Below are 21,197 nucleotides of genomic sequence, written 5' to 3' on the forward strand. Positions count from 1 at the left end.
TTGCCAGCAGCTAATGCCAAAATAAAATGAGTTTAGAAAACACTATAAATGAAGCGATAAAAACGGCTATGAGAGCGAAAGACAAAGTTGCTTTGGATTCTCTTCGTGCCGTAAAATCTCAAATATTATTGCTTAAAACAGAAGCCAGAGGAGCAGAAGTTACTGCAGAGCAGGAAATTGCCATTCTTCAGAGAATGGTAAAGCAGCGTAAAGATTCTTCAGAACAGTTTACTGCACAGGGAAGAAATGATCTTGCGGAAGTAGAGGAAGCCCAGATGAAAGTAATTGAGCAGTTTCTTCCGAAACAGCTTTCTGCAGAAGAACTGGAAGCAGAAATGAAAAACATTATCGCCGAAACCGGTGCCGAATCTATGAAAGATTTGGGAAAAGTAATGGGAATAGCATCGAAATCCTTAGCCGGAAAATCCGACGGAAAAAGTATTTCAGAAATGGCTAAAAAGCTGCTTTCCTAGACACATGTTAATTGTCGTGAATTGATGATATAATTCATCACTAACAATTCAAAACGGCTACCTTTTTATAAGGATATTCAACCTTTGCATATCGATTTGATTAAGAAGCCCGGAACTTTTCAGTTCCGGGCTTCATTTATTTTTTCTCCTTAGTAAGGGCTCAATCTTAAGAGAATCGAACCAATAATGTTGAGGGAAGATCTAAAATACTTTTTTCATGGTATTGTTTTCAGAATCTATTCCAAAGATAAATATTTTTTTAGTTAAATTCATATAAACAAGCGTTACATTTTAACCCAATTAATTTATTGGATGTTTTATTTTCTTTCAAAATTATTGTTTATATAAAAATATTCATTAAATGATGCTCTTCTTCTTATTAAGCAATTCCAATTAATATTTATTGCAACAGAAGATTTAAATAAATTTTATTACCTGTAAATCAATTAAATATAATATTTAGCGTAAAATAAACACAAATTAATTTGGAGATTTAGTCCGGATTGTTTTAAATTTGTGTAATAATAACGCAATCATGAAATATACATTATATAATATTATTGACAGCTTTCAGAAACATACAGACTTAGAATTTCTTTTCTTTTGGGGGCATACCGCTAAAGATGAAGTTACGAAGGCTTGTTTCAGCCAGTGGTTTCCTTTTGACTTCGAGGAAGAAGGAACTGTTTATAAAACTGCAGAGCATTATATGATGGCCGGAAAAGCAAGGCTGTTTCATGATAATAATATTTTAGAAAAGATTTTAAAAGCAGAAACACCCAACCAGGCAAAAAGTTTAGGAAGAAAAGTAAAAAACTTTAATCCTGAAGTCTGGGATGAACATAAATATAATATTGTGAAGCAAGGAAATTTCCTCAAATTCTCCCAGAATGAAAGGTTTAAAGAATTTCTGATCTCAACGGATGATAAAATTCTGGTAGAAGCAAGTCCGTACGATACGATTTGGGGAATCGGGATGTTGGAAACAGATCCGCGGGCTAAAGATCCAGCACAATGGAATGGCGAAAATCTGCTTGGATTTGCTTTAATGGAAGTGAGAGATGAATTAAGGCGGAAACACAGAATATAAAGACCATAAACAGAATAAGAAGAACAACATTAAATATCAATAAATGTTGCTTTTCGTAAAATTAAGTATAAAAAATTTTACTTTTAATTTGCGTAAAAAATACGCGAAAATTAAAAGATTGTTTAATTAAAAATCATAAAGCTATGTTTGGATTTACACACATCAAATTTGATTCTATGACGTACGTTCTTCATTTTAAAAATGGAAAAATCGCCAGAGGAGGAAGAGGATTATCATTCTTCTATTTCGCTCCCAATTCGTCTATTGCTGCGATTCCGCTGGGAAGCAATGACCTGCCGTTTATATTTAATGAAAATACCAATGATTATCAGACCGTGAAAATTCAGGGGCAGATCAGCTATAAGATTACAGATCCCAAAGCACTTTCCAACACGCTGGATTTTACTGTTGACGAACAGGGCGTTTACAAAAAAAATGATATTGAAAAGCTGAACCAGCGAATTATTAACCTCGCGCAGACTGCAACCTCATCATTTATCCATCAGCTTAATTTAAAAGATGCCATCCGTTCTGCAAAACAGATTGAAGAAAATATTCTGGAAGGATTGATGAATTCCGAATCGATAAAAAGTATGGGAATAGAAATCCTCGGAGCAAATATTCTGGCCGTTCAGACAACTCCCGAAATGGCGAGAGCGCTCGAAACGGAAACCAGAGAAAAACTGCAGCAGCAGGCCGATGAAGCGATTTACGAAAGAAGGAATTTTGCAGTGGAACAGGAAAGAAAAATCAAAGAATCTGAGCTGAATACGGAAATTGCCGTTGAAGAAAAACAAAAGCAGATTGAAGAAAAAAGAATGGAAACTGAAGTGCAGCAGGAAGAAAACAACAGAATCCTCAGGGAAATGAAAATAGCAGCAGATATTTCCGTTGAAAACCAGAGAAAAAAGCTGATCGAACAGAAAACAGAAAACGACCGAAAAGAGGCAGAAACACAAGGTTATATTCTCGAAGCTTCCCTGAAACCGTACAGGGAAATCGACTGGAAAGTGTTAACTGCTTTAAGCGGAAAACAGGATGCAAAAAACAATATTGCTTTAGCATTCAGAGAACTGGCCGAAAATGCCGGAAAAATCGGGAATTTAAATATAAGTCCGGACTTACTTGACCGTATTTTGACCAAATAAAAGTCTGGACCCCGAAAAACAGTCAACCGTAAATACAATCTTCTAGTCTCTCGTTAAAAAATAAAAAAATGAAAATAGAATATGCCATCATTATTAAAAATAAAACAAGGCTCGAAGTCTTGGTGGAGAGATTCAATACCAAAGCACAGGCGAAGTTTTACATTGAAAGTTCGGGAGGAAACTTTCAGGAATATGTGGATGAACATGAGAAATTCTATCAGTCATTTCTGGAAGTGCAGACACAGCTTTCAAAGGTTATTAAAAATAAGGTCATTGAAAGAGAATTTATTCCTTCCTACATTTTCTCTGATAATAATCTGATAGTGGTTGTAGGACAGGACGGTCTGGTCGCAAATGTCGCCAAATATTCGAGACACATCCCGATTATTGCGGTGAATCCCGATCCCGAAAGGTATGACGGCGTCTTACTTCCCTTCACTGCAAAAAATTTTTTGAAGGGTGTATATACTGTTATTAACGAAAATTTTAGTTCAAAAAAGATGAAATTCGCTGAAGCAGTACTCAATGACGGACAGAAACTATTGGCAGTGAATGATCTTTTCATAGGAATTTCCTCCCACAGTTCGGCACGATATAAAATTATGCTGAACGGCAAAGAAGAAACCCACTCTTCCAGCGGCATTATTGTTTCCACAAAAACAGGAAGTACCGGCTGGCTGAGCTCTATTTTCAATATGGCATTCGGAATTTTAGGCAGAAACGATTTGCAATATCCGAAACTTCATGAAGATGACCTGTTCTTTGCCGTACGGGAGCCTTTTAAAAGTATAAGAACACAAACGGACATCTGTAGTGGAAAACTGAAAAAAGGCAACAAACTGATTATAGAATCTTTAATGCCAAATAATGGTTTTATATTTAGTGACGGAATCGAGCAGGATTTCCTGCAGTTCAACAGCGGCGCAACAGCGGAAATAAGGCTTTCTGATGATGAAGCGGTTTTGGTTTTAAATCAAATAATAACCATGAAAACTATAAAAAAAAATAAAAATACCGATGATGAAAAAAATATATAAATACAGACCTCTTTCCTATTTTCTATTTAAGGAACTTTTTTATCAGGAGTTATATTTTGCTTCATATAATGAATTGAATGATCCTTTAGATTTGTTTTTAAGAATAGATTTCTCAACAAATGATATTGAAGCAATTGAGTATTTGATATATTTTATGGTTAAAACACAGATATATAAGTTTTCTGAAAATATTGATATACCGATAGTTAATAAACAATGGATTTCTTTAAACAATAACGATAAGGAAATAAAGGAAATTATTAAAAGCGTTAAGGAAAAACTAGACCTCTTTGTTAAAAAAGAAAAGAATGTTTGGTGTGACGATATAATAAATATTTTTAGGAGTATTTTGCCTGAAAATCTTGCATTTGATTCCAATATTTTTAAAGAAGAAATTGATAGATTGACTAGTAAATTTTTAAAAAGTAGTTATGTTTCATGTTTTTCGGAAACATGCAATAATTTTTTGATGTGGTCACATTATGCTACAAAGCATTCAGGAATTTGCTTAGAATTCAATTTAAACAATCATGGTTTATTTCCTTATGAAAAAATCCAAAATAGAAATATGGATGTAGAAAAGTATAAAAATAGGATTTCGGAATGGGATATGAAATCACATATATATTGGAATAAATTAGACAAAGTATTTTATCAAAGAGATCAACCATTTATAAATTTTTACGCTTTTGCTCCTGTATTTGAAAATGAATATGATTGTGACTTACTCGAATTATCAAAATCTTGGACTCATAAATATGCCTATGAATTACAATCATTATTTTCTTGTAAGACAAAAAGTTGGGAATATGAAAATGAATGGAGAGCAATTGAAATAAATTTTGAAAAAGAAAAGCTACCAGAAGAAAGAATTAGACATTACCCTATTGAGGCTTTATCTGCAATTTATTTTGGAATTAATACACCGCAAGAAGTTAAGAATAGAATATATAAGATGATGTATAAGAAAAAAAATGAGATTGACTTTTTTGAAGCTGAACTAAATGGAACTAATGTGATTAACTTCAAATATTGGGAATACGAAGAGTAAAGATTTTCGGTCAAATATTTTAGCATTAAACATTAAAAAACTCACAATGACAAATAAAGGAATGGCGAAAGATACACTGGAAATCTTAGCTAAAAAATATTATATCAACAAAAACAACAAAAAAATCACCATAGAAAACGAAATGGAAGCTTGCATCAAAGAAACCGTTTTGTATTCCTCAGAAGAATTATCGGAAATGACAAAAAATAAACTTCTGGAAACTCATTTCGATACTCAGTTTGAAGTCTGGAAATGCAGTTCCCTGAAAGCTATTTTGCAGTTAGCCGCAGAAGAAGATCAGGAGAAGATCATGTGTCTGAATTTTGCATCGGCAAAAAATCCCGGTGGAGGGTTCATCAATGGAGCCGAAGCGCAGGAAGAAAGTCTGGCAAGAACTTCCGGACTTCACGACAGTCTGCTTCAGGGTTGGGAATATTACGAAACCCACCGTGCGATGGAATCATGCTTTTATACAGATATGATGATTTACAGCCCGAAAGTTCCGGTTTTCAGGAAAGATAAAGGAGAATTGCTGGATCAGCCTGTTTTCTGCAATTTTATCACCTCTCCCGCCGTGAACGCAGGCGTTGTAAAACGTCAGGAACCGGAAAGGGCCGGTGAAATTTTTGGAGCGATGGATGTAAGAACCGATAAAATGCTCGCTTTAGCTTTAAATAAAAGAAATGAAACCTTAATTTTAGGAGCCTGGGGGTGCGGAGTTTTCAAAAATGACCCGAAAGAAATAGCAGAATTATTCAAAAAGCATCTTCTTGGGAAGTATAAAAATAAATTTAAAAGAGTGGTCTTTGCTATTCTTTCAAAAAAAGAGGAAATGATAAAGCCGTTTGAAGAAATATCATGAAAATCAATTTAAAAAAATATAAAGAACAGCTAAAGGATTGGCCGGAAAAAGGTCATCATATCATGGCTCAGTATGATGAGGAGAAAATTATTGTCTACCAGTCGTATCGAAAAGAAATAGGCCATTTTGCAGTTAAAAATCAATATTTTGGCGGAGCATTCAGTTTGGAAAGAATGACCTGGATAAAACCGAACTTTCTTTGGATAATGTACCGAAACGGTTGGGGAACAAAAGACGGTCAGGAATCTGTTCTCGCTATTCATTTGAAGATGGATTCGTTCAAAAATTATCTTAAAAAGTTTATTCTTCATACAATGTTAATTTAGGAATTTCAAGGGAAGAATGGCAGAATCAGGTGAAAGAATCTTGTGTGAGGCTGCAATGGGATCCGGATCACGATCCTTTCGGAAATAAACTGGAAAGAAGAGCGATTCAGATTGGTTTGAAAAATGATTTCATTAAATCCTTTGCAAAAGAAGACATCCTTTTGATTGAAGACATTTCAGATTTTGTTAAAGAACAGCATCAGTTTGTTTTGAATAATGATTTGGACCAACTAATAATTCCCGAAGAAAAGCAATTGCTGTTTGATGATGGGAATTTAAATAGAAAGCTAATGTTGGTTTAAAATAATATTTGCCAAATTTCACATAATTGAGATTCTCTGTGAATTTGCAAAGCGAAAAGCTTTTGCCTCATTTTACGATTGATCTTAGTGGAATCGGCCAAATTTCGTTCTGCAAATTTAAAAACAGTTAGTAGTAAATGAAATCTTATAAGACTCTTCATTGAATCAGAATAATTAACAGATATAAATATGAAAATCGAATTAATAAAAGGAGATATTACAAAGGTTGAAGCAGATGCTATTGTCAACGCGGCCAACTCTTCTTTACTTGGAGGCGGCGGCGTTGATGGCGCGATTCATCGGGCAGGAGGAAAACAGATTCTGGAAGAATGCATTGAAATCAGGAACAAACAGGGAAAATGCAAAACAGGTGAAGCTGTTGTCACTACTGCCGGAAATCTCCCTGCAAAATATGTGATCCACACCGTTGGTCCGGTCTGGAATGGAGATGAAGAAAAAGAATCGAAGTTATTGACAAATTGCTATAAAAACTCTTTGAAATTGGCTGAAAGTCTTGGCGTTAAAACCATTGCTTTTCCCAATATCAGTACAGGAATTTATCGGTTCCCAAAAGAATTGGCTGCAAAAATTGCGATTCATGAAGTTAAAAATTTCAAATCTGAAATTATTGAAAAGGTAATTTTTATATGTTTTGATGATGAAAATGCAGAAATTTACAGAACACTGTTAAAAGAATAATACAGAATAATAGTTTTTGTGAGCTTCGCTAAGTGAAACGGCTTTGCGAACTAAAAACGTTTAGTAGTAACAAAAAAAACTTTGTGGCCTTTGCGTTAAAAATAATACAAAAACAAAAAAAACTAAAACAAATGAAAAAACTAACCATATTAACCGGTGCCGGAATCAGTGCCGAAAGCGGAATAAAAACCTTCAGAGACGGAGATGGTCTTTGGGAAAATCATAGCATCACAGATGTGGCAAGTCCGGAAGGATGGAGAAAAGACAGGGCTTTAGTCCTTGAATTTTACAACCAAAGACGCCGACAGCTTCATGAAGTAGAACCCAATGATGCACACCGATTATTGCCAGAACTGGAAAAATATTTTGAAGTTCAGATCATTACCCAGAATATTGATGATCTGCATGAAAGGGCAGGCTCCTCCAACATTCTGCATTTGCACGGCGAGCTATTCAAATCGTGTTCATGCAATAACAAAAACCTGATTTACGAACATAAAGGCGACATCAATATCGGGGACAAAGCGGAAGACGGGGCACAGCTACGGCCGTTTATCGTATGGTTCGGTGAAGATGTTCCGCTGATGAGAGAAGCGACTAAAATAGCGAAAGAAGCTGATATTTTCCTAGTGATCGGAACATCATTACAGGTGTATCCTGCAGCCGGATTACTTCATGATATTAAAGACAACTGTCTTTTAATCGTCATTAATCCCAACGAAACAGGTTTCGGTTACGGCCAGAGAGCAGTCGTCATGAAAGAAACCGCAACCCATGGAATGAAATTGCTGTTTGACAAACTGGTAAATCTCGCTTAATGGAAAATAGGGTAAAAGCGGGAATTTTCGGGGTTTGTGTGGGTGATGCGCTTGGTGTTCCGGTAGAATTCACTAGCCGGGAAACTTTAAAAAGATTTCCCGTTGAAAATATGCGGGAATTCGGATCATGGAACCAACCGAAAGGAACATGGAGCGACGACAGTTCCTTAACTCTTTGTATTGCAGGTGAACTTGCGAAAAGTTATGATCTGGAAAAGATCGGACAAAGCTTTGTAAAGTGGGTAAAATACGGACACTGGACCGCTCACGGAAGACTGTTTGATATTGGGGGAACGACAAAGCATTCCATTGCAAGGTTAATAAAAGGGGAAAGCGCAAAATTTTCGGGAAATATTTTTGAAGAAGATAATGGAAATGGTTCTTTAATGAGAACATTACCGTTAGCTTTTTATCTTGAAAATGAAGAAAATATTGATAAAATATATCAGACAGTAAAAGAAGTGTCTTGTATTACACATGCCCATTTCCGTTCTGTATTTGCATGTTTTGTTTATGTGATTTTTGCCATTGAATTAATCAAAGGAAAAAGTAAGGCTGAAGCTTATCAACATACCCAGAAAACAACTTTGAAATTTAAGGAAGCTCAAGGTTTCAACCCTAAAGAAATCCAACTTTTTGACAGAATTTTGAAAGATGACATTTCAAAATTTCCCGAAGATTCTATCTGTTCAGGTGGTTACGTCGTCCACAGTTTAGAAGCATCACTATGGTGTTTTCTTAATTCTGAAAATTATTCAGAAGCGGTTTTAAAAGCCGTTAATTTAGGTGAAGACACCGACACCACAGGAGCCATCACCGGTGGAATTGCCGGAATTTATTACGGTTTCGAAAGCATCCCAAAAGATTGGATCGATGTGCTGGCAAGAAAGAAAGACATTGAAAAGCTCTGCGAAAAATTAGAAGAAAAATTAAAAACACAATAAAAAAATAAGCAAATTCCTCAGTCTGGTATTAAGACACCAACCTGAGATCATTACCCTGAACCTGGATGAAAATGGCTGGGCAGATGTGGAAGAACTGCAGGAAAAATGCGCGAATAACAACATCCTTTTTACCCTTGAAGAACTCGATGAAATGGTAGAAACCAATGATAAGAAACGTTTTATTTTTAATGAGGATAAAACTAAAATAAGAGCCAACCAGGGACATTCGATTGATATTGATCTGGCGTTGAAATCTCAGCAGCCACCGGAATTTCTCTATCACGGAACGGCTCAGACGAATGTGGAATCTATTCTGGAAAAAGGCATTGAAAAAAGAAACCGGCAGCATGTGCATTTAAGCAGCAAAAAAGATACAGCCGAAAAAGTCGGAATGCGCCACGGAAAGCCTGTTCTTCTCACAATCATGACAGGGAAAATGCATGAAGACGGAATTTTATTTTACCTTTCAGAAAATAATGTCTGGCTTACGGAATTTGTTCATCCTCAATATATACAATATTAAATAATAGATAAAAAAGAGACTGTCTATTAAGGCAGTCTCTCTTAAGTTATTTATTTTGGCAATCCTTTTTTTAAGGCAATTTCTGCTCTTTTAATGGCTCCTTTTTCTTTCCAGTCCATATATTTTTTCTTGAAATTTTTCTTCATGATATCATCAAACTTTCTCTGTACGGTAAGGTTCCATAAAGAATGTGCTTTCACGGCCCATGATTTATCCCATGCTCTCAGGGAAATGGAGAAACTTCCATCCAGATACTTCATCCAGTGCCACCATCCGGTTGGCATAAATAAGGTATCACCATGTTCAAGGAAACATTCGATCCCTTCTACTCCATCCAATGCAGGAAATTTCGTAAAATCAGGATTTTCAATATCATAATCTTCCAGCGCATAGGTTGCATAAGGAATTTTGTAGAGTCTTTCTTTCCATTTGTAATCAAAAAGAAGAACATGCTTTCTTCCGTTGAAATGGGTATGGAAGATATGCGCCATATCAATATCATAGTGAAGGAATGTTACAGACCCTTTTCCTCCGAAAAACATGGATGGATATTTATCCAGAAAGCCCCCCATTAAATCTTTTGGGGAAATGTAATCTTTGAGCAATTTTTTGGCATGTTTTATAGGATCAAAAAAGAAAATTCTGAGATCAGTGGGTTCTCTCTGAATAAGATCTACATAATCTGTGAATTTCATTTTTGCAGCAGAAGCATTAATGGGAGCTGCGGGGTCTGCCTTAGAACTGTCATATAACGGAACCTCCACATCTCCTACAACTTCCTTCATATACTCCATGGTCCATTTTTGGTAAGCAGGCCACTTTCTCGCCATGTTCTTAATTACCACAGGCTTTCTGGGTTTAAGATATTTTTCAATGAATTCTTCCTGGGTAATATCATCTACAATATCAATAGGCTTTAAATTGATTCCCATTTGTTTAAAAATTTAATGTTACAAAATTATTAAATAAAAATACATGTTAACAGATTTAAGCTTTTTTTAATCTATGATTCAAATCACTTTTACCTATTTATTCTAAATAAAATTTTTATACAACGAAAACGCCCTGTAAAGATATACAGGGCAAAACACAATAATGAACAAAAAAGATTCATCTCGTTGCTAATATAAAAACTTTATGTGACAAAGCTAACCGATAAAAAGTTGATAAAATATGATTAAAACAAATATTTTAGTCATATTTTCCTACAAAAACAAACTGATCTTAAAATCACAAAACAATAATTCTGCTTTTATATAAAATTTTTCTTTTATGAAAAATTTTGCACTTTTTTTTCGCTTAATAAATAAGACATAATTTACTGGTTTTCTTACACATTTATTATTAAAACTTACTCTTACATCATTAAATGACACAGATGAAAATTTCGTGACATATCAGCCTTCTGCAGTACTGTAATATAACAGGATGGATCTACAACTATTTAAACAAAATTAAAAGCTTGGAAAATTTAAGTATTAAAAAATCAATTTTATAAAAATATAACTATATTTGTAGTGATAAAATCATTTTTAACTTTTGTTTTTTAAATCAATCTTTTTAAATGTGTAACAAAAAGCTTTAAAGACTAACTAATTAGCCAAATAGTAAATTATGAAATTGAAAATTACTTTATTCGTCATGATTTTTTTCTCCGTACTTTCTTTCGCACAGAAAACTGTTTCGGGAAAAATCACGGATGAAGACGGCGTGGCAATTCCCAGCGCAAGTGTTACTATAGAAGAACCCGGCAAGGATGCCATTCTTGCGTATGCGATCACCAATTCTAAAGGGGAATATAAAGTGACGTTTACTTCTGCAGAGTCAAATGTAGACCTAAAAGTAAAGGCATTCAACCAAAGACCATTAACCAAGCAGATCAGCAACAGCGATCAGACCATGAATTTCAAGATGGAAGGGGAAGCTACTGAAATCAAAGAGGTACAGCTGAAAACCAAAATGATCACAGCAAGGGGCGACACCATTGCCTATGATCTTAAAGCATTCGATAGCAAAAGCGACAGAACACTGGCGGATGTTATGAAAAAAATTCCGGGTATTGAAGTAAATACAGACGGAACTATTCTTTATCAGGGTAATGCCATCAATAAATTTTACGTAAACGGAAAAGACCTCATGGAAGGTGGTTACGGAACCATCAACAACTCGCTTCCGAAAGACGCCGTACAAAAAGTTGAAGTTCTTGAGAATCACCAGCCTGTAAAAATCCTTCAGGATAAGGTGCCTTCCGATCAGGCGGCTATCAATATCAAGCTGAAAAATTCTGTCACCATGACCGGAAGAGGTGAAGTAGGTACCGGCTTCGGAGATCCTTGGCTCTGGAATGTAAAGCTTACGCCCATGTTCTTCGGACAGAAAAGCCAGTGGGTGGTTAATTATAAAACCAACAACATGGGTGAGCAGGTAGAAAATGAAGGAAACATTCTTGCTTTCGGAAACAGATTTGAAGGAAGAAGAATCAATGCTTCCCAAAATGACTGGCTGAATGTGGAAAATGCGAGCACCCCAAATCTTCCTGTGAAAAGATATCTGATGAATAACGTGCATTATTTGTCTGCCAACTATCTTACGAATATCGATAAGAAAAAGGAATGGGAACTGAAAGCCAATGCCAATTATACGAATAATGCGGTAGAAAGGGAATCATATGTGCAGCAAGAGATTTTTGCTACTGAGAAATTTCCGGCATCAACAGTATTCCAAAATGTCCGTAATAATTTCTATACCGATAAGGCCAAAGGAGAATTGATATTTACTAAGAATGCAAAAAAAGGTTTCTTTAAAAATACTACAAGCTTTTCTCAATATTGGAACGCAGACAGAGCAGTTGCAGATAGAACGGTTAACAGTTTAGTAAACTCAAAAAGATACGGTGAAGAAGCAATTGAGTCTCCAACTACATCATTCCAGAACTCATTAAGTACCATAGTTCCGTGGAAAGAAAAAATGGTGAACTTATTATCCTTTATTAGTTATCAGACAGATCGACAGACTCTGGAAGTATCCCCTGCCTCTTATCTGCAGATTCCGGGATTTTATACTCCTTCTGCAACTGGTCTTGCCACACAGAATATGAGACTGAAAACTTTTGAAGCTAACCATTCTGCCAATATCGGTTTTTCTACAAAAGGATGGACATTCACTCCGGAGATAGGATTTAATTTCAAGTCAACAAATCTGATATCTGATCTTTATAACGTACTTACCGGTCCTTCAACGCCAACCAACCCAATCAATACTCCTCTTTCTGCTTACAGTAATGATCTTACTTATACCACAGCCACGCCTTATGGAAGCGTAGGGGTGAATTATAAAAATGATTCGTGGATGATTTATGCCAATTTCCCGGTAAACTCGAATAATATCAAGGCAGAAGACCCGGCAAGATCAGTTTCAAAAGATGTAAATAAAGTGACTTTTGAGCCAAATATTTTTGCACAATATACGTTTGCTTCTTTCTGGAAAGCTTCAGTAAATGCCAATATAAATAATAATTTTGGAGAAGTTAATACCGCATATTCAGGATTTATGATGACCTCTCCAACCGGAATTAATGCAATGAAAGCAACGAATCCTATTCCGCAGAATAATAACAAGTCTGCAGGAACAAGAATAGAGTATAGAAATCCACTTAATAATCTCTTCTTCAATATCAATTACAGATATACCGATGCAAAAAGGAATCTTATCTCGAATCCAACGATCGTTCAGGGATATACGGTTATGGAATATTTAGAACAGGATAATCACGTATTGTCAAGCGGGTACAGCACAGAAGTTGGAAAATATTTTCCTAAATTCAAAACAAATGCGTCTGTAAGCTACAGCAATAACACGACTAAATCTGATCTTTTCCTAAATGATGAATTTTTCACAAATAAAAATAACAGTCAGTCTTTAGGTTTAAAATTCAACAACACTTATTTCAGCTGGATGAGCATCGATTATAATGCAAGTATCACGCAAACAAAACAAAGAAGTGCAGGAAGAGTAAGCTCGGATGCAGATAGAAGAGGATTTACACACAATCTTGGACTTTTCTTTTATCCGATAGAAAATCATACCGTTGGATTCAACTGGGACCAAGTGAATACAAATGCTGTCGGGCAAAAATATCATAATGGCTTTTACGATGTTTCTTACCAGTTTACCTGGGCTAAAAAGAAAATTGACTTTGAAGTAAAATGGATGAATATTGCTAACAAGAAAGTATTTGAAACCTATGAAATAGGAACTACCGATACCAGGTATACAAGAATACAACTCCGGCCAAGCCAGGTAATGTTTACCGTAAAATTCAACTTTAAATAAAAAGTAAAAACCAATCTCAGTGAGATTGGTTTTTTTATGATGAAAGAGTCTTATTAAATTTCCCTGTCACTCTCCTGTAAATTACTATAGAAGTTCGGAAAGCGGAGCTGTACGGTTGTTCCCTGGTATTCATAGGAGCTTACGATGAGTTCGCCATGGTGCATCCTTACAATGTTTCTGGCCAAAGGAAGACCTATTCCGTAGCCTTCATAATTCTTTGTATTGGAGGCTCTGAAAAAAGGATCATAGATTTTATTCATTTCTTCCTGAGGAATACCGATTCCGTTATCTTTTACGATAATATAAACATCGGTATCCGTTGCACCCAAAGAGACTTTTACCTGCTGAAAATCTGAATATTTACACCCGTTCTGGATAATGTTGGTAACGGCAAGGTGAAGAAGCTGCTCATTGCCCTGAACCTTTAATTTTTTCGGATTATCGGGAAGCATACTGATGTCAAGATAAATATTATTTCTTGAATCAATCTTCCGTAATGTCTCGATAACATCCCAAAGAAGCTGATCCATCCTTACCTTATCTACTTTCTGGATTTTCCCGTCAAATCCTGTCTGAGCGATCATCAGCAAGGCTTTGATTTTTTTATCAAGCTTTTCGGCTTCATTCAGGATAATTCCAAGTGTTTCCTTATATTCATTATTGGTTCTTGAGATAGAAAGAGCTACATCTGCCTCTCCCATAATAGAAGTCAAAGGTGTTCTCAGTTCATGAGATACATTTCCGATGAGATGGTTCTGGGTTTCAAAGGAGGTTTCGATACGGTTCAGCATATCATTGAAGGTATCTACCAATTCATTCAGCTCTTTATTGTCGGGTTGAGGTTCCAGCCTAAGATGAAGGTTTTCGGAGCTTATTTCTTTTACCTTTCCTGTAATTTTAAGAATAGGTTTAAACAATGTTTTAGACAGATAAAAAGAAAAAATCATACTGAAAAACAGCGACAGTACAATACAGGTTATCAATGTTCTTTTGAGAAACCCAAGATAGTAAACAACATAGTGATTTTTTGCCGAAGCAATGGCAATATAGCTTTTGTCATCATGGCGGAAGGTCTGGCCTATGTAATAAAATTCCTTATCATTATAATTGGCCTCTCCCTTTTTGACGATATTCCTGAAAAAAGATGCTGGAATATGAATTTCCTGGGATATTTTACTGAAATTGGTGTCAACGGGAACTGCAAAAACGTAATCTCTTTCCATAGGCAGCTCTTCGTCGTTAAGGCCGTTCAGAATGTAGTTTTCCGGAAGGTCGAGGTCATCTTTGCTTTTTTCCACCTGTACGATGGTAGTTGTCCGGATTTTCAATAGTTCATAAAATCTCTGATGCGAAAAATTAACAATAGAAAAATAAACCAGACCACTGAACAGCAGAATAATAGCCGTAAAAACAAGCATTAAAAGCACCATGGTTTTGGTTTGGTTGGTGATCACTTTATTGAACATCCTTTTATGGTTTTTTTAAAACATATCCCATACCAATAACGGTATGGATCAGTTTGTTATCTTCCTGATGATCCAGCTTTTTCCTGAGGTAATTAACGTATACATCTACCACATTGGTTCCCAGTTCATAATTAACTCCCCATACTGCATCCAGGATTTCCGGTCTGGAGATTACTTTTTCGGGATTATTCAAAAAATAAAGCAATAGTTTGTATTCTGTTGAGGTAAGAGAAATTTCTTCTCCGCTTCGGGTTACTTTTTTGGTATAATCATTGAGGATAAGGTCAGAAAACTGGTAGATATATTCCTGGTCTGCTTCTGGTTCTGAAATTTCGGGTGTGTTGCCGTTATTACTTCTGCGTAGAAGTGATTTTATTCGGGCAACCAGTTCAATGAATTTGAACGGTTTTACAAGATAGTCATCTCCACCACTTTCCAGTCCCAGAACAATATTTTCTGAAGTTCCTAAAGCCGTAAGAAAAAGAATAGGGACATGCTGGTTGGTTTTCCGGATTTCTTTGCATACATCGAGTCCATTCATTTCGGGAAGCATGATATCCAGAATTACCAGATCAAAATCATTGGATTGTACAAGCTGTACCCCTGTTTTCCCGTCAAAAGCCACAGAAACTTCATACCCGTTTTCCTGAAGCCCTTTTTTGATAAAGGATACTACGCTTGTTTCGTCTTCAATGAGAATAATCTTTTTCATAAGCATAAGGAATTATACAAAAATAAAAAAAAGATCGGGAAGTGAAGATTGCTGTTTGTGTTAACTTACGTTTTTAGACCATACAGGTATTATGTCATATTCGAATGTATTTTATTTTTTACTGCATTTTACATTTTATTTTCCTTCATAAAAATCTTTGATTTGTAATATCTTAGCAAGTAGTCATAAATTACCATTTCAAATATTCTTTGACTGGAAACAAAAAGCCTGTTGATATTCATATGGAATATGCTACTGAAGAAGCTTTGCAAAGACATTCCTAAAGATTCGTCTTCTTCATGGCTGATAATATTCTGTAATACTAAATTGCTCTCTTCAATATTAGAGATAATTACATCCCGTACTTCCAAAAATTCTGCTGATTGAATAAAATCTAAATATGTTGGTTTAAACTCCCTATACTTTTTGTCTAATTGAGAATTAAGCTTTTTATCCGCATTAAATTCCTGTTTAAAGGCTGTATTAAGGTCTTTAATCCAACTTAGTTTTTTTTCAGTTGAAAGATTGAGTTTACTTAAAACTTTGTCAATATAAAAAAGAGAAACAATGATTTTTTCCTCATCATCGTAATGTAGGCATTGTAGGATAAAATTGCTGTTTATACAGAACAAGGTTTCCGCTTCTTCAATGGTATTTTCACCATAACGCTCAATTTCCCGATTATATGTATCAATTTGAATATTTGAGATTTCTCCGCTGTTGATAAATTGCTCAAATGACTGGTTAATCTTTCCAAGGATTTCGTTGTACCCATTACTATTATTTAAATGTAATCTTAGCCTTAAATGCGGCTTGGGATCATTATAGCGGATGAAAAACCATTTTGAAATATAGTGGTTTTTCTCAAAGCATTCTGTCAAAGGCTGTATTGCTTCTTCCAAAATTATATCGGCTGTTTTTACCCCTGTATAGATTTTAAGGTAAAGCCATTCACTTCCGGGAGAAAATTTTCGTTTGACCATATATTTGTGTTTATTTTGCTTTATACATCGGGAAGATAAATTCACGCTTAAAATCGTCATGTTCATTGTATAGGAATTCTTCAATGACAATAGATTCTTCATTTTTCACTGAATCAATAAGCATTTTTACCAAATCATAATTTTTCAAGTTTACGGTAAGTTTATTGTCCGATTTCACCCATTGTATCCATTGCGGAATCTGCTTCAATTTTCTCCAGTTTTCCAGTTCTGTAAAAAGTTGGTCTTTATCGCTTATTAATAACGAAAATTTATTTATTTCTTTGTTCGTGATTTTCCAAGATGCTTTTGACAGAATAATATTTTTATATTCCACTCTTGGTAAGAAATTATAAATATATTTTAAATCTCCCCAATTAAAATAAAGTCCTGATCGAATATTTTGCGAGTATAGATCACAGAGAAAATGATAAACGGGTAAAGGATTTGCGGAATAATTATGTGCATTTGTCAGATAAGGTTTAACCTCCTTGTTAAACCTCTTAGAACGAAGTACTATTTTGTTATTTTTTAAGGAAATATACAAATCGTTTACTGGTATTTGATTTTCTTCTGGCAAAACAGACTGAGCCAAATAAGGAATTTCATATTGTCGGAGTATTGGTCTTCTTATAATATTTCCGATCCTTGCCTCCGGCAAATGAATTATTTCTGCTAAAATCTCACCATTGTCATGTTGAGCTTGCCGAAGCATCTCTTCTTTTTGCGTTATCTTTTGGGTTAAATCTTGTACTCCCGATTTTTCTGAGCAAAATCTGCCCAATAAATTTGCTGCGCTGCTTCCACCACCTCCATTTAAAAATAGCTTCTCTCGATTATTTTGAGAAATAATTTCAGCCATAAAAGAAATGGTATCCGGCAAATCATTCCAGTTTTCATCAAAACCTTTAAAGTCCTCGTCAGATAAATTAATTATATATTGACTATGTAATAAAGCTTTCTGAAGCTTTTCATTTAAAACTTGCTGAATAGGATCAAATTCAATTTTTAAATTCGATTTTCCATTAGGTAAAGGAAGTTCTAGGTTTTCAAGATAAGAATGTAACCCTTTTATAGCAGCATCTTGCTGGTAACCGATTCCGACTTCTGTATCTAAAGCATAGCTCAAAGACACTTCCTGTGTTTCAAATCTCTCATAAAAAGCTTTTTTAAATTTATCTAAATGTGTTTCCTTTTGAGGTAAGGATATTTTGTTTAAAAAGCTGATGGCTTGCTTTAATTCTTTTTTCCAGAACGAAGGAAGATTTATTACATTTTTATAATACAAATCTGTTTGGAAAAGATGATTGGATTTATATTCGACATTAAAAGACTGAATTAATTTTTCTATTTCTGCATAACTTGAAGCAGAGTTACCAATATTTTGATCTAATTCTTTTAGCCTTTTTTGTATGGAAACTAAAATCTCATTTTCATTTTTTGCACCTATTCTATTTAAAACAGAAATAATCACTTCCAAAACATCACTTCCTGACACGATAGGTTCAAGCTCGCTTATAAGCACCTGATTGTCTATGAGCTCATCTATAAACTCTATAGCTTCTTCTTCAGTGATTTCATCGTTCATAAGTATTTTTGCAATTTGTTGCATTGTTTTCCCCTGACCGGAAAAACTTAACACCTGCTGCAACGCTTGGGAAAGTGGAGCCGATGAAATAATATATTCCCTCTTTTCTTTAGTATATTCATATTCTACAAATCGGATTTTACTTCCAACTTGGTAAATGCTGTTATTGGGAAAAAATAATAAATGATTTCTAATTTCCGGATTCTGTACAAAATGCTGAGACAGCCCAACAAGGAAATGCATGTCGAGTTTGGTATCCCTTATTTTATTCACATTGGAATTATAGTTGTTTTTTGGCTCATTGCTAAAAGTACCCAAACCGACTTCTGAAAACAAACCAAAAGGAGTACATCTTGTACTTGTTCTGCTGAAATATTTTAAAATTGTAGTTTTAAGCTTCTGAAATTCTTTGGGAGAAAATTCCTTTTCTGAATTAAGCCATCGAATTAATTCATTATAAACGTAAGGTGATGCAAGATAGATCGCTTCATGAAAAACAGAATTTTTGCAGATTGCTTTTAATTCTTCATTAGAAATAGAACAGCCATTTACATTTTTCTGGAAATTCTCACGTGAAAATAAAGGAGTACGAACTACATACTCATCAAAAAACTGATACGGAAAACGAGCCATTTATTTTTTTATATTTTTTTTAGGCTGGTAATCCGGGTGTCCTAATTGCCAGAAGGCAAAGGCGAAAATATCGCTTAAAGTAGAATATGCCTGAATAACCGGAATATCTCCTCCATGTCCGCCTTCATAGTCTATCTTTAAAAGTATTGGATTTTCTGAGACATTATAAGATAATAGTTTAGCCGCAAACTTTGTAGGCACCCATGAGGCTACTCTTGGATCATTAATCCCAGAAGTAATCAAAGCTGCAGGATATTTTGTTCCTTTTTTTAAGTGCTGATAAGCATCCATTTCCAGCAATCCTTTTAATTCTTCAAAATTATTGGGATTTCCATATTCTTTAAAGCCCGTTTCTCCAATACCCTCATACCTTGTTGTATTTAAAACTCCAGCCTCTATTATAACTGCACCGTATAAATCTGGTCTCTCGGTCATAGCCCTGCCTATAGTTATTCCTCCGGCACTAGCTCCCCAAATAGCAACTTTTTTTGAGGATGTATATTTTTTTTGAATCAAATATTCTGTACAGGCAATAAGGTCTTTCCAAGAATTGGGTTTCTTTATTTTTTGTCCGTCAATATGCCATTGAACGCCTTTTTCACCACCACCCCTTATATGGGCAATCGCTAAAATGCCTCCTTGACTAGCCCATACAAGGAAACTTCTGGCAAAAAAAGGCGAAAAAGATGTCCCAAATGCCCCATAACTTTGAATCAACACCGGATTTTTGCCATCTTTTTTTAAATTTTTGTTATAAATTAAAGATAAAGGAACATCCGTACCATCATAAGATTTAATTGTGGTTTCCTCTACTATAATATCCTTAAACTCGGGATATTCTGTAAGCGGAGCAAGATTTTCAGGTTTAAAAGTATCTGTTATTGGGTCATATTTAAAGCGCTGCTCTTCATTTGCCCATCCTGAACAATTTATCCATATATCAGAAAAATCTTTACCTTTAGATTGTAAGCTTATATTTCCTGACACATACGGAAGTTTAATAGGAATCTCTTTTCCATCTTTATACAGGTATAGTTTAGCTTCTATTCCATTTTTTGTGGTTGTATAATAAATTCCATCTTTTGTAAGCGTATATTGCGTTATAACTTCATCTTTTTTTTCAGGAATAAGTACTTTTGGATTTTTAAAATTCTTTATTTTAATATTAACTTTGCATAACTTATAGTTGGGCGAATTATATCCTGATAAAAAGTAAACATCATCTCCTACCAATTTTATAGAATAAACTTTACTGTCCTTATCATATAATAGTTGCCAGTTATTTTTACCATTTAACAAGTCTTCTTTGTTAATAATAAAGGTTTTTCTAAAATCTTCAGCGTCTACCAATATTCCTATATAATATTTATCATTTTGGTTAAATGCTAATATAGCAGGGAATTCCTCCCTGCTGATATTTAAACTAGGATTATTTGAATTTGAAAGAACATCAATCAACTTTTTAGGATCTTCTCCAATTTTATATAATATAGATTGTGTGTTTTTTCTAAATTGTTCTGAGGTAATATCAATTACAGGGTAATAAACATAAAAAAAACCACTGTTATCGTCAAGCCATTTAATTCCTCCTATATTTGAAGGATTTGTGTTTATGATCTTCTCTGGATATATATTTTTTGTTCTTACATCCATTATTATTACCTCAGATAATTCTTTTCCTTTTTCAGTTAAAGAAATTGCTATTTTATTCCCGTCCCAGCTTGGACTAATTAAATTAATTACATAATTATGACTAATTTCCGAATTACTATTAAAATTAGACGGGTCATAAAGCAAACTTTCTTCTCCTTCAAATCCTTGTCTGTAATAAATTTTGGACGTTTTTTCTCCTGCGCTTCTTTTTAAATAGAAATATTTATCATTACTTGTGATTTTAAGATCTGAAATTGAATATCCTTGCCTTTTATCAAGCTCTAATCTTTTTTCTAGATAATAACTTCGGTTTGGAATTGTACTTAGAAGGGAGTTTGAATAATCAGTTTGAGATCTCATCCAATCTATTGTATTTTGATCCTTTAAATTTTCCAAACTCCTATATTCATCAACTATTTTAATCCCAAAATGCTCATCGGTAACAGGAATAGATAAAGCAGGATTATTCTTTTGAGCTTTATGAAAAATAATAATGAATAAAAAAAGGCTGAAAAATAATTTATAATGCATTAGATTGGTTAATTATTGATATAAATTTG

The 21,197-nt window shown here is 34.5% G+C and carries 17 protein-coding genes and 1 pseudogene; 12 read left to right on the forward strand and 6 right to left on the reverse strand.

The window, feature by feature from the left end; translation table 11 throughout:
- Positions 1-26: 26 nt before the first annotated feature.
- From HHL20_RS12945 to HHL20_RS12995, 11 genes and pseudogenes are all read left to right on the forward strand, one after another.
- Positions 27-473 carry a GatB/YqeY domain-containing protein gene (locus HHL20_RS12945; RefSeq protein WP_169231598.1) on the forward strand — a complete coding sequence of 149 codons (447 nt, stop codon included), beginning with the start codon at positions 27-29 and terminating at the stop codon, positions 471-473.
- 535 nt (positions 474-1,008) lie between these two features.
- Positions 1,009-1,563, forward strand: a complete 555-nt coding sequence (locus HHL20_RS12950; RefSeq protein ID WP_169231599.1) for an NADAR family protein — start codon at positions 1,009-1,011, stop codon at positions 1,561-1,563.
- Positions 1,564-1,706: 143 nt separating this feature from the next.
- Positions 1,707-2,711, forward strand: coding sequence for an SPFH domain-containing protein (locus HHL20_RS12955; RefSeq protein WP_169231600.1), 1,005 nt, complete (start codon positions 1,707-1,709; stop codon positions 2,709-2,711).
- 68 nt (positions 2,712-2,779) lie between these two features.
- The gene (locus HHL20_RS12960; protein WP_169231601.1) at positions 2,780-3,748 is read left to right on the forward strand and encodes a diacylglycerol kinase catalytic domain-containing protein; all 969 of its coding nucleotides are present in this window, start codon (positions 2,780-2,782) and stop codon (positions 3,746-3,748) included.
- On the forward strand, positions 3,732-4,799 hold the full coding sequence (locus HHL20_RS12965) for a DUF2971 domain-containing protein (protein ID WP_169231602.1): 1,068 nt from the start codon (positions 3,732-3,734) through the stop codon (positions 4,797-4,799). The genes HHL20_RS12960 and HHL20_RS12965 overlap by 17 nt, the downstream gene beginning before the upstream one ends.
- A 46-nt stretch (positions 4,800-4,845) precedes the next feature.
- Positions 4,846-5,661: a TIGR02452 family protein gene (locus HHL20_RS12970; protein ID WP_185194818.1), complete on the forward strand. Its 816-nt coding sequence runs from the start codon at positions 4,846-4,848 to the stop codon at positions 5,659-5,661.
- 62 nt (positions 5,662-5,723) lie between these two features.
- Positions 5,724-6,289: pseudogene (locus HHL20_RS12975) on the forward strand (DUF4291 domain-containing protein).
- 189 nt (positions 6,290-6,478) lie between these two features.
- Entirely contained in the window at positions 6,479-6,988 is a 510-nt protein-coding gene (locus tag HHL20_RS12980; RefSeq protein WP_194306250.1) for an O-acetyl-ADP-ribose deacetylase, read from the forward strand.
- Between the two features lie 131 nt (positions 6,989-7,119).
- Positions 7,120-7,806 carry an SIR2 family NAD-dependent protein deacylase gene (locus tag HHL20_RS12985; protein ID WP_169231603.1) on the forward strand — a complete coding sequence of 229 codons (687 nt, stop codon included), beginning with the start codon at positions 7,120-7,122 and terminating at the stop codon, positions 7,804-7,806.
- Positions 7,806-8,750, forward strand: a complete 945-nt coding sequence (locus HHL20_RS12990) for an ADP-ribosylglycohydrolase family protein (RefSeq protein ID WP_169231604.1) — start codon at positions 7,806-7,808, stop codon at positions 8,748-8,750. Before HHL20_RS12985 ends, HHL20_RS12990 begins: the two co-directional genes overlap by 1 nt.
- Positions 8,751-8,754: 4 nt before the next feature.
- Complete coding sequence (locus tag HHL20_RS12995; RefSeq protein WP_169231977.1) at positions 8,755-9,273, forward strand: RNA 2'-phosphotransferase; 519 nt, start codon at positions 8,755-8,757, stop codon at positions 9,271-9,273.
- A 50-nt stretch (positions 9,274-9,323) separates the two neighbouring features.
- On the opposite strand, the gene HHL20_RS13000 is transcribed toward HHL20_RS12995, so the two are convergent.
- Positions 9,324-10,205 (reverse strand): cupin-like domain-containing protein, encoded by an 882-nt coding sequence (locus tag HHL20_RS13000; protein WP_169231605.1) that lies wholly within the window; start codon positions 10,203-10,205, stop codon positions 9,324-9,326.
- A 682-nt stretch (positions 10,206-10,887) separates the two neighbouring features.
- On the opposite strand from HHL20_RS13000, the gene HHL20_RS13005 reads away from it, so the two are divergent.
- A complete protein-coding gene (locus HHL20_RS13005; RefSeq protein ID WP_169231606.1) occupies positions 10,888-13,605 on the forward strand; it encodes a TonB-dependent receptor in 2,718 nt (905 codons plus the stop codon).
- Between the two features lie 53 nt (positions 13,606-13,658).
- Here HHL20_RS13005 and HHL20_RS13010 read toward each other — a convergent pair whose 3' ends face one another.
- The 5 genes from HHL20_RS13010 to HHL20_RS13030 all read right to left on the reverse strand — a co-directional run bounded on the left by HHL20_RS13010 (position 13,659) and on the right by HHL20_RS13030 (position 21,168).
- The gene (locus tag HHL20_RS13010; RefSeq protein WP_169231607.1) at positions 13,659-15,071 is read right to left on the reverse strand and encodes a sensor histidine kinase; all 1,413 of its coding nucleotides are present in this window, start codon (positions 15,069-15,071) and stop codon (positions 13,659-13,661) included.
- 4 nt (positions 15,072-15,075) lie between these two features.
- Positions 15,076-15,783, reverse strand: coding sequence for a response regulator transcription factor (locus tag HHL20_RS13015; RefSeq protein ID WP_169231608.1), 708 nt, complete (start codon positions 15,781-15,783; stop codon positions 15,076-15,078).
- 128 nt (positions 15,784-15,911) lie between these two features.
- Positions 15,912-16,832 (reverse strand): thiopeptide-type bacteriocin biosynthesis protein, encoded by a 921-nt coding sequence (locus tag HHL20_RS13020; RefSeq protein WP_228463192.1) that lies wholly within the window; start codon positions 16,830-16,832, stop codon positions 15,912-15,914.
- Positions 16,777-18,984, reverse strand: coding sequence for a lantibiotic dehydratase family protein (locus HHL20_RS13025; RefSeq protein WP_169231609.1), 2,208 nt, complete (start codon positions 18,982-18,984; stop codon positions 16,777-16,779). Before HHL20_RS13025 ends, HHL20_RS13020 begins: the two co-directional genes overlap by 56 nt.
- Positions 18,985-21,168 (reverse strand): prolyl oligopeptidase family serine peptidase, encoded by a 2,184-nt coding sequence (locus tag HHL20_RS13030; protein WP_169231610.1) that lies wholly within the window; start codon positions 21,166-21,168, stop codon positions 18,985-18,987. It lies immediately after the preceding gene.
- Between the last annotated feature and the right edge of the window lie 29 nt (positions 21,169-21,197).

This window comes from Chryseobacterium cheonjiense (assembly GCF_012927265.1).
GTDB classification, from domain to species: domain Bacteria; phylum Bacteroidota; class Bacteroidia; order Flavobacteriales; family Weeksellaceae; genus Chryseobacterium; species Chryseobacterium cheonjiense.

Excerpts from the sequence above, each read along its gene's own strand:
- HHL20_RS12945 (WP_169231598.1), top strand. The coding sequence starts at position 27 with ATGAGTTTAGAAAACACTATAAATGAAGCGATAAAAACGGCTATGAGA.
- HHL20_RS12950 (WP_169231599.1), top strand. The coding sequence starts at position 1,009 with ATGAAATATACATTATATAATATTATTGACAGCTTTCAGAAACATACA.
- HHL20_RS12955 (WP_169231600.1), top strand. The coding sequence starts at position 1,707 with ATGTTTGGATTTACACACATCAAATTTGATTCTATGACGTACGTTCTT.
- HHL20_RS12960 (WP_169231601.1), top strand. The coding sequence starts at position 2,780 with ATGAAAATAGAATATGCCATCATTATTAAAAATAAAACAAGGCTCGAA.
- HHL20_RS12965 (WP_169231602.1), top strand. The coding sequence starts at position 3,732 with ATGAAAAAAATATATAAATACAGACCTCTTTCCTATTTTCTATTTAAG.
- HHL20_RS12970 (WP_185194818.1), top strand. The coding sequence starts at position 4,846 with ATGACAAATAAAGGAATGGCGAAAGATACACTGGAAATCTTAGCTAAA.
- HHL20_RS12980 (WP_194306250.1), top strand. The coding sequence starts at position 6,479 with ATGAAAATCGAATTAATAAAAGGAGATATTACAAAGGTTGAAGCAGAT.
- HHL20_RS12985 (WP_169231603.1), top strand. The coding sequence starts at position 7,120 with ATGAAAAAACTAACCATATTAACCGGTGCCGGAATCAGTGCCGAAAGC.
- HHL20_RS12990 (WP_169231604.1), top strand. The coding sequence starts at position 7,806 with ATGGAAAATAGGGTAAAAGCGGGAATTTTCGGGGTTTGTGTGGGTGAT.
- HHL20_RS13000 (WP_169231605.1), bottom strand. The coding sequence starts at position 10,205 with ATGGGAATCAATTTAAAGCCTATTGATATTGTAGATGATATTACCCAG.
- HHL20_RS13005 (WP_169231606.1), top strand. The coding sequence starts at position 10,888 with ATGAAATTGAAAATTACTTTATTCGTCATGATTTTTTTCTCCGTACTT.
- HHL20_RS13010 (WP_169231607.1), bottom strand. The coding sequence starts at position 15,071 with ATGTTCAATAAAGTGATCACCAACCAAACCAAAACCATGGTGCTTTTA.
- HHL20_RS13015 (WP_169231608.1), bottom strand. The coding sequence starts at position 15,783 with ATGAAAAAGATTATTCTCATTGAAGACGAAACAAGCGTAGTATCCTTT.
- HHL20_RS13020 (WP_228463192.1), bottom strand. The coding sequence starts at position 16,832 with ATGAACATGACGATTTTAAGCGTGAATTTATCTTCCCGATGTATAAAG.
- HHL20_RS13025 (WP_169231609.1), bottom strand. The coding sequence starts at position 18,984 with ATGGCTCGTTTTCCGTATCAGTTTTTTGATGAGTATGTAGTTCGTACT.
- HHL20_RS13030 (WP_169231610.1), bottom strand. The coding sequence starts at position 21,168 with ATGCATTATAAATTATTTTTCAGCCTTTTTTTATTCATTATTATTTTT.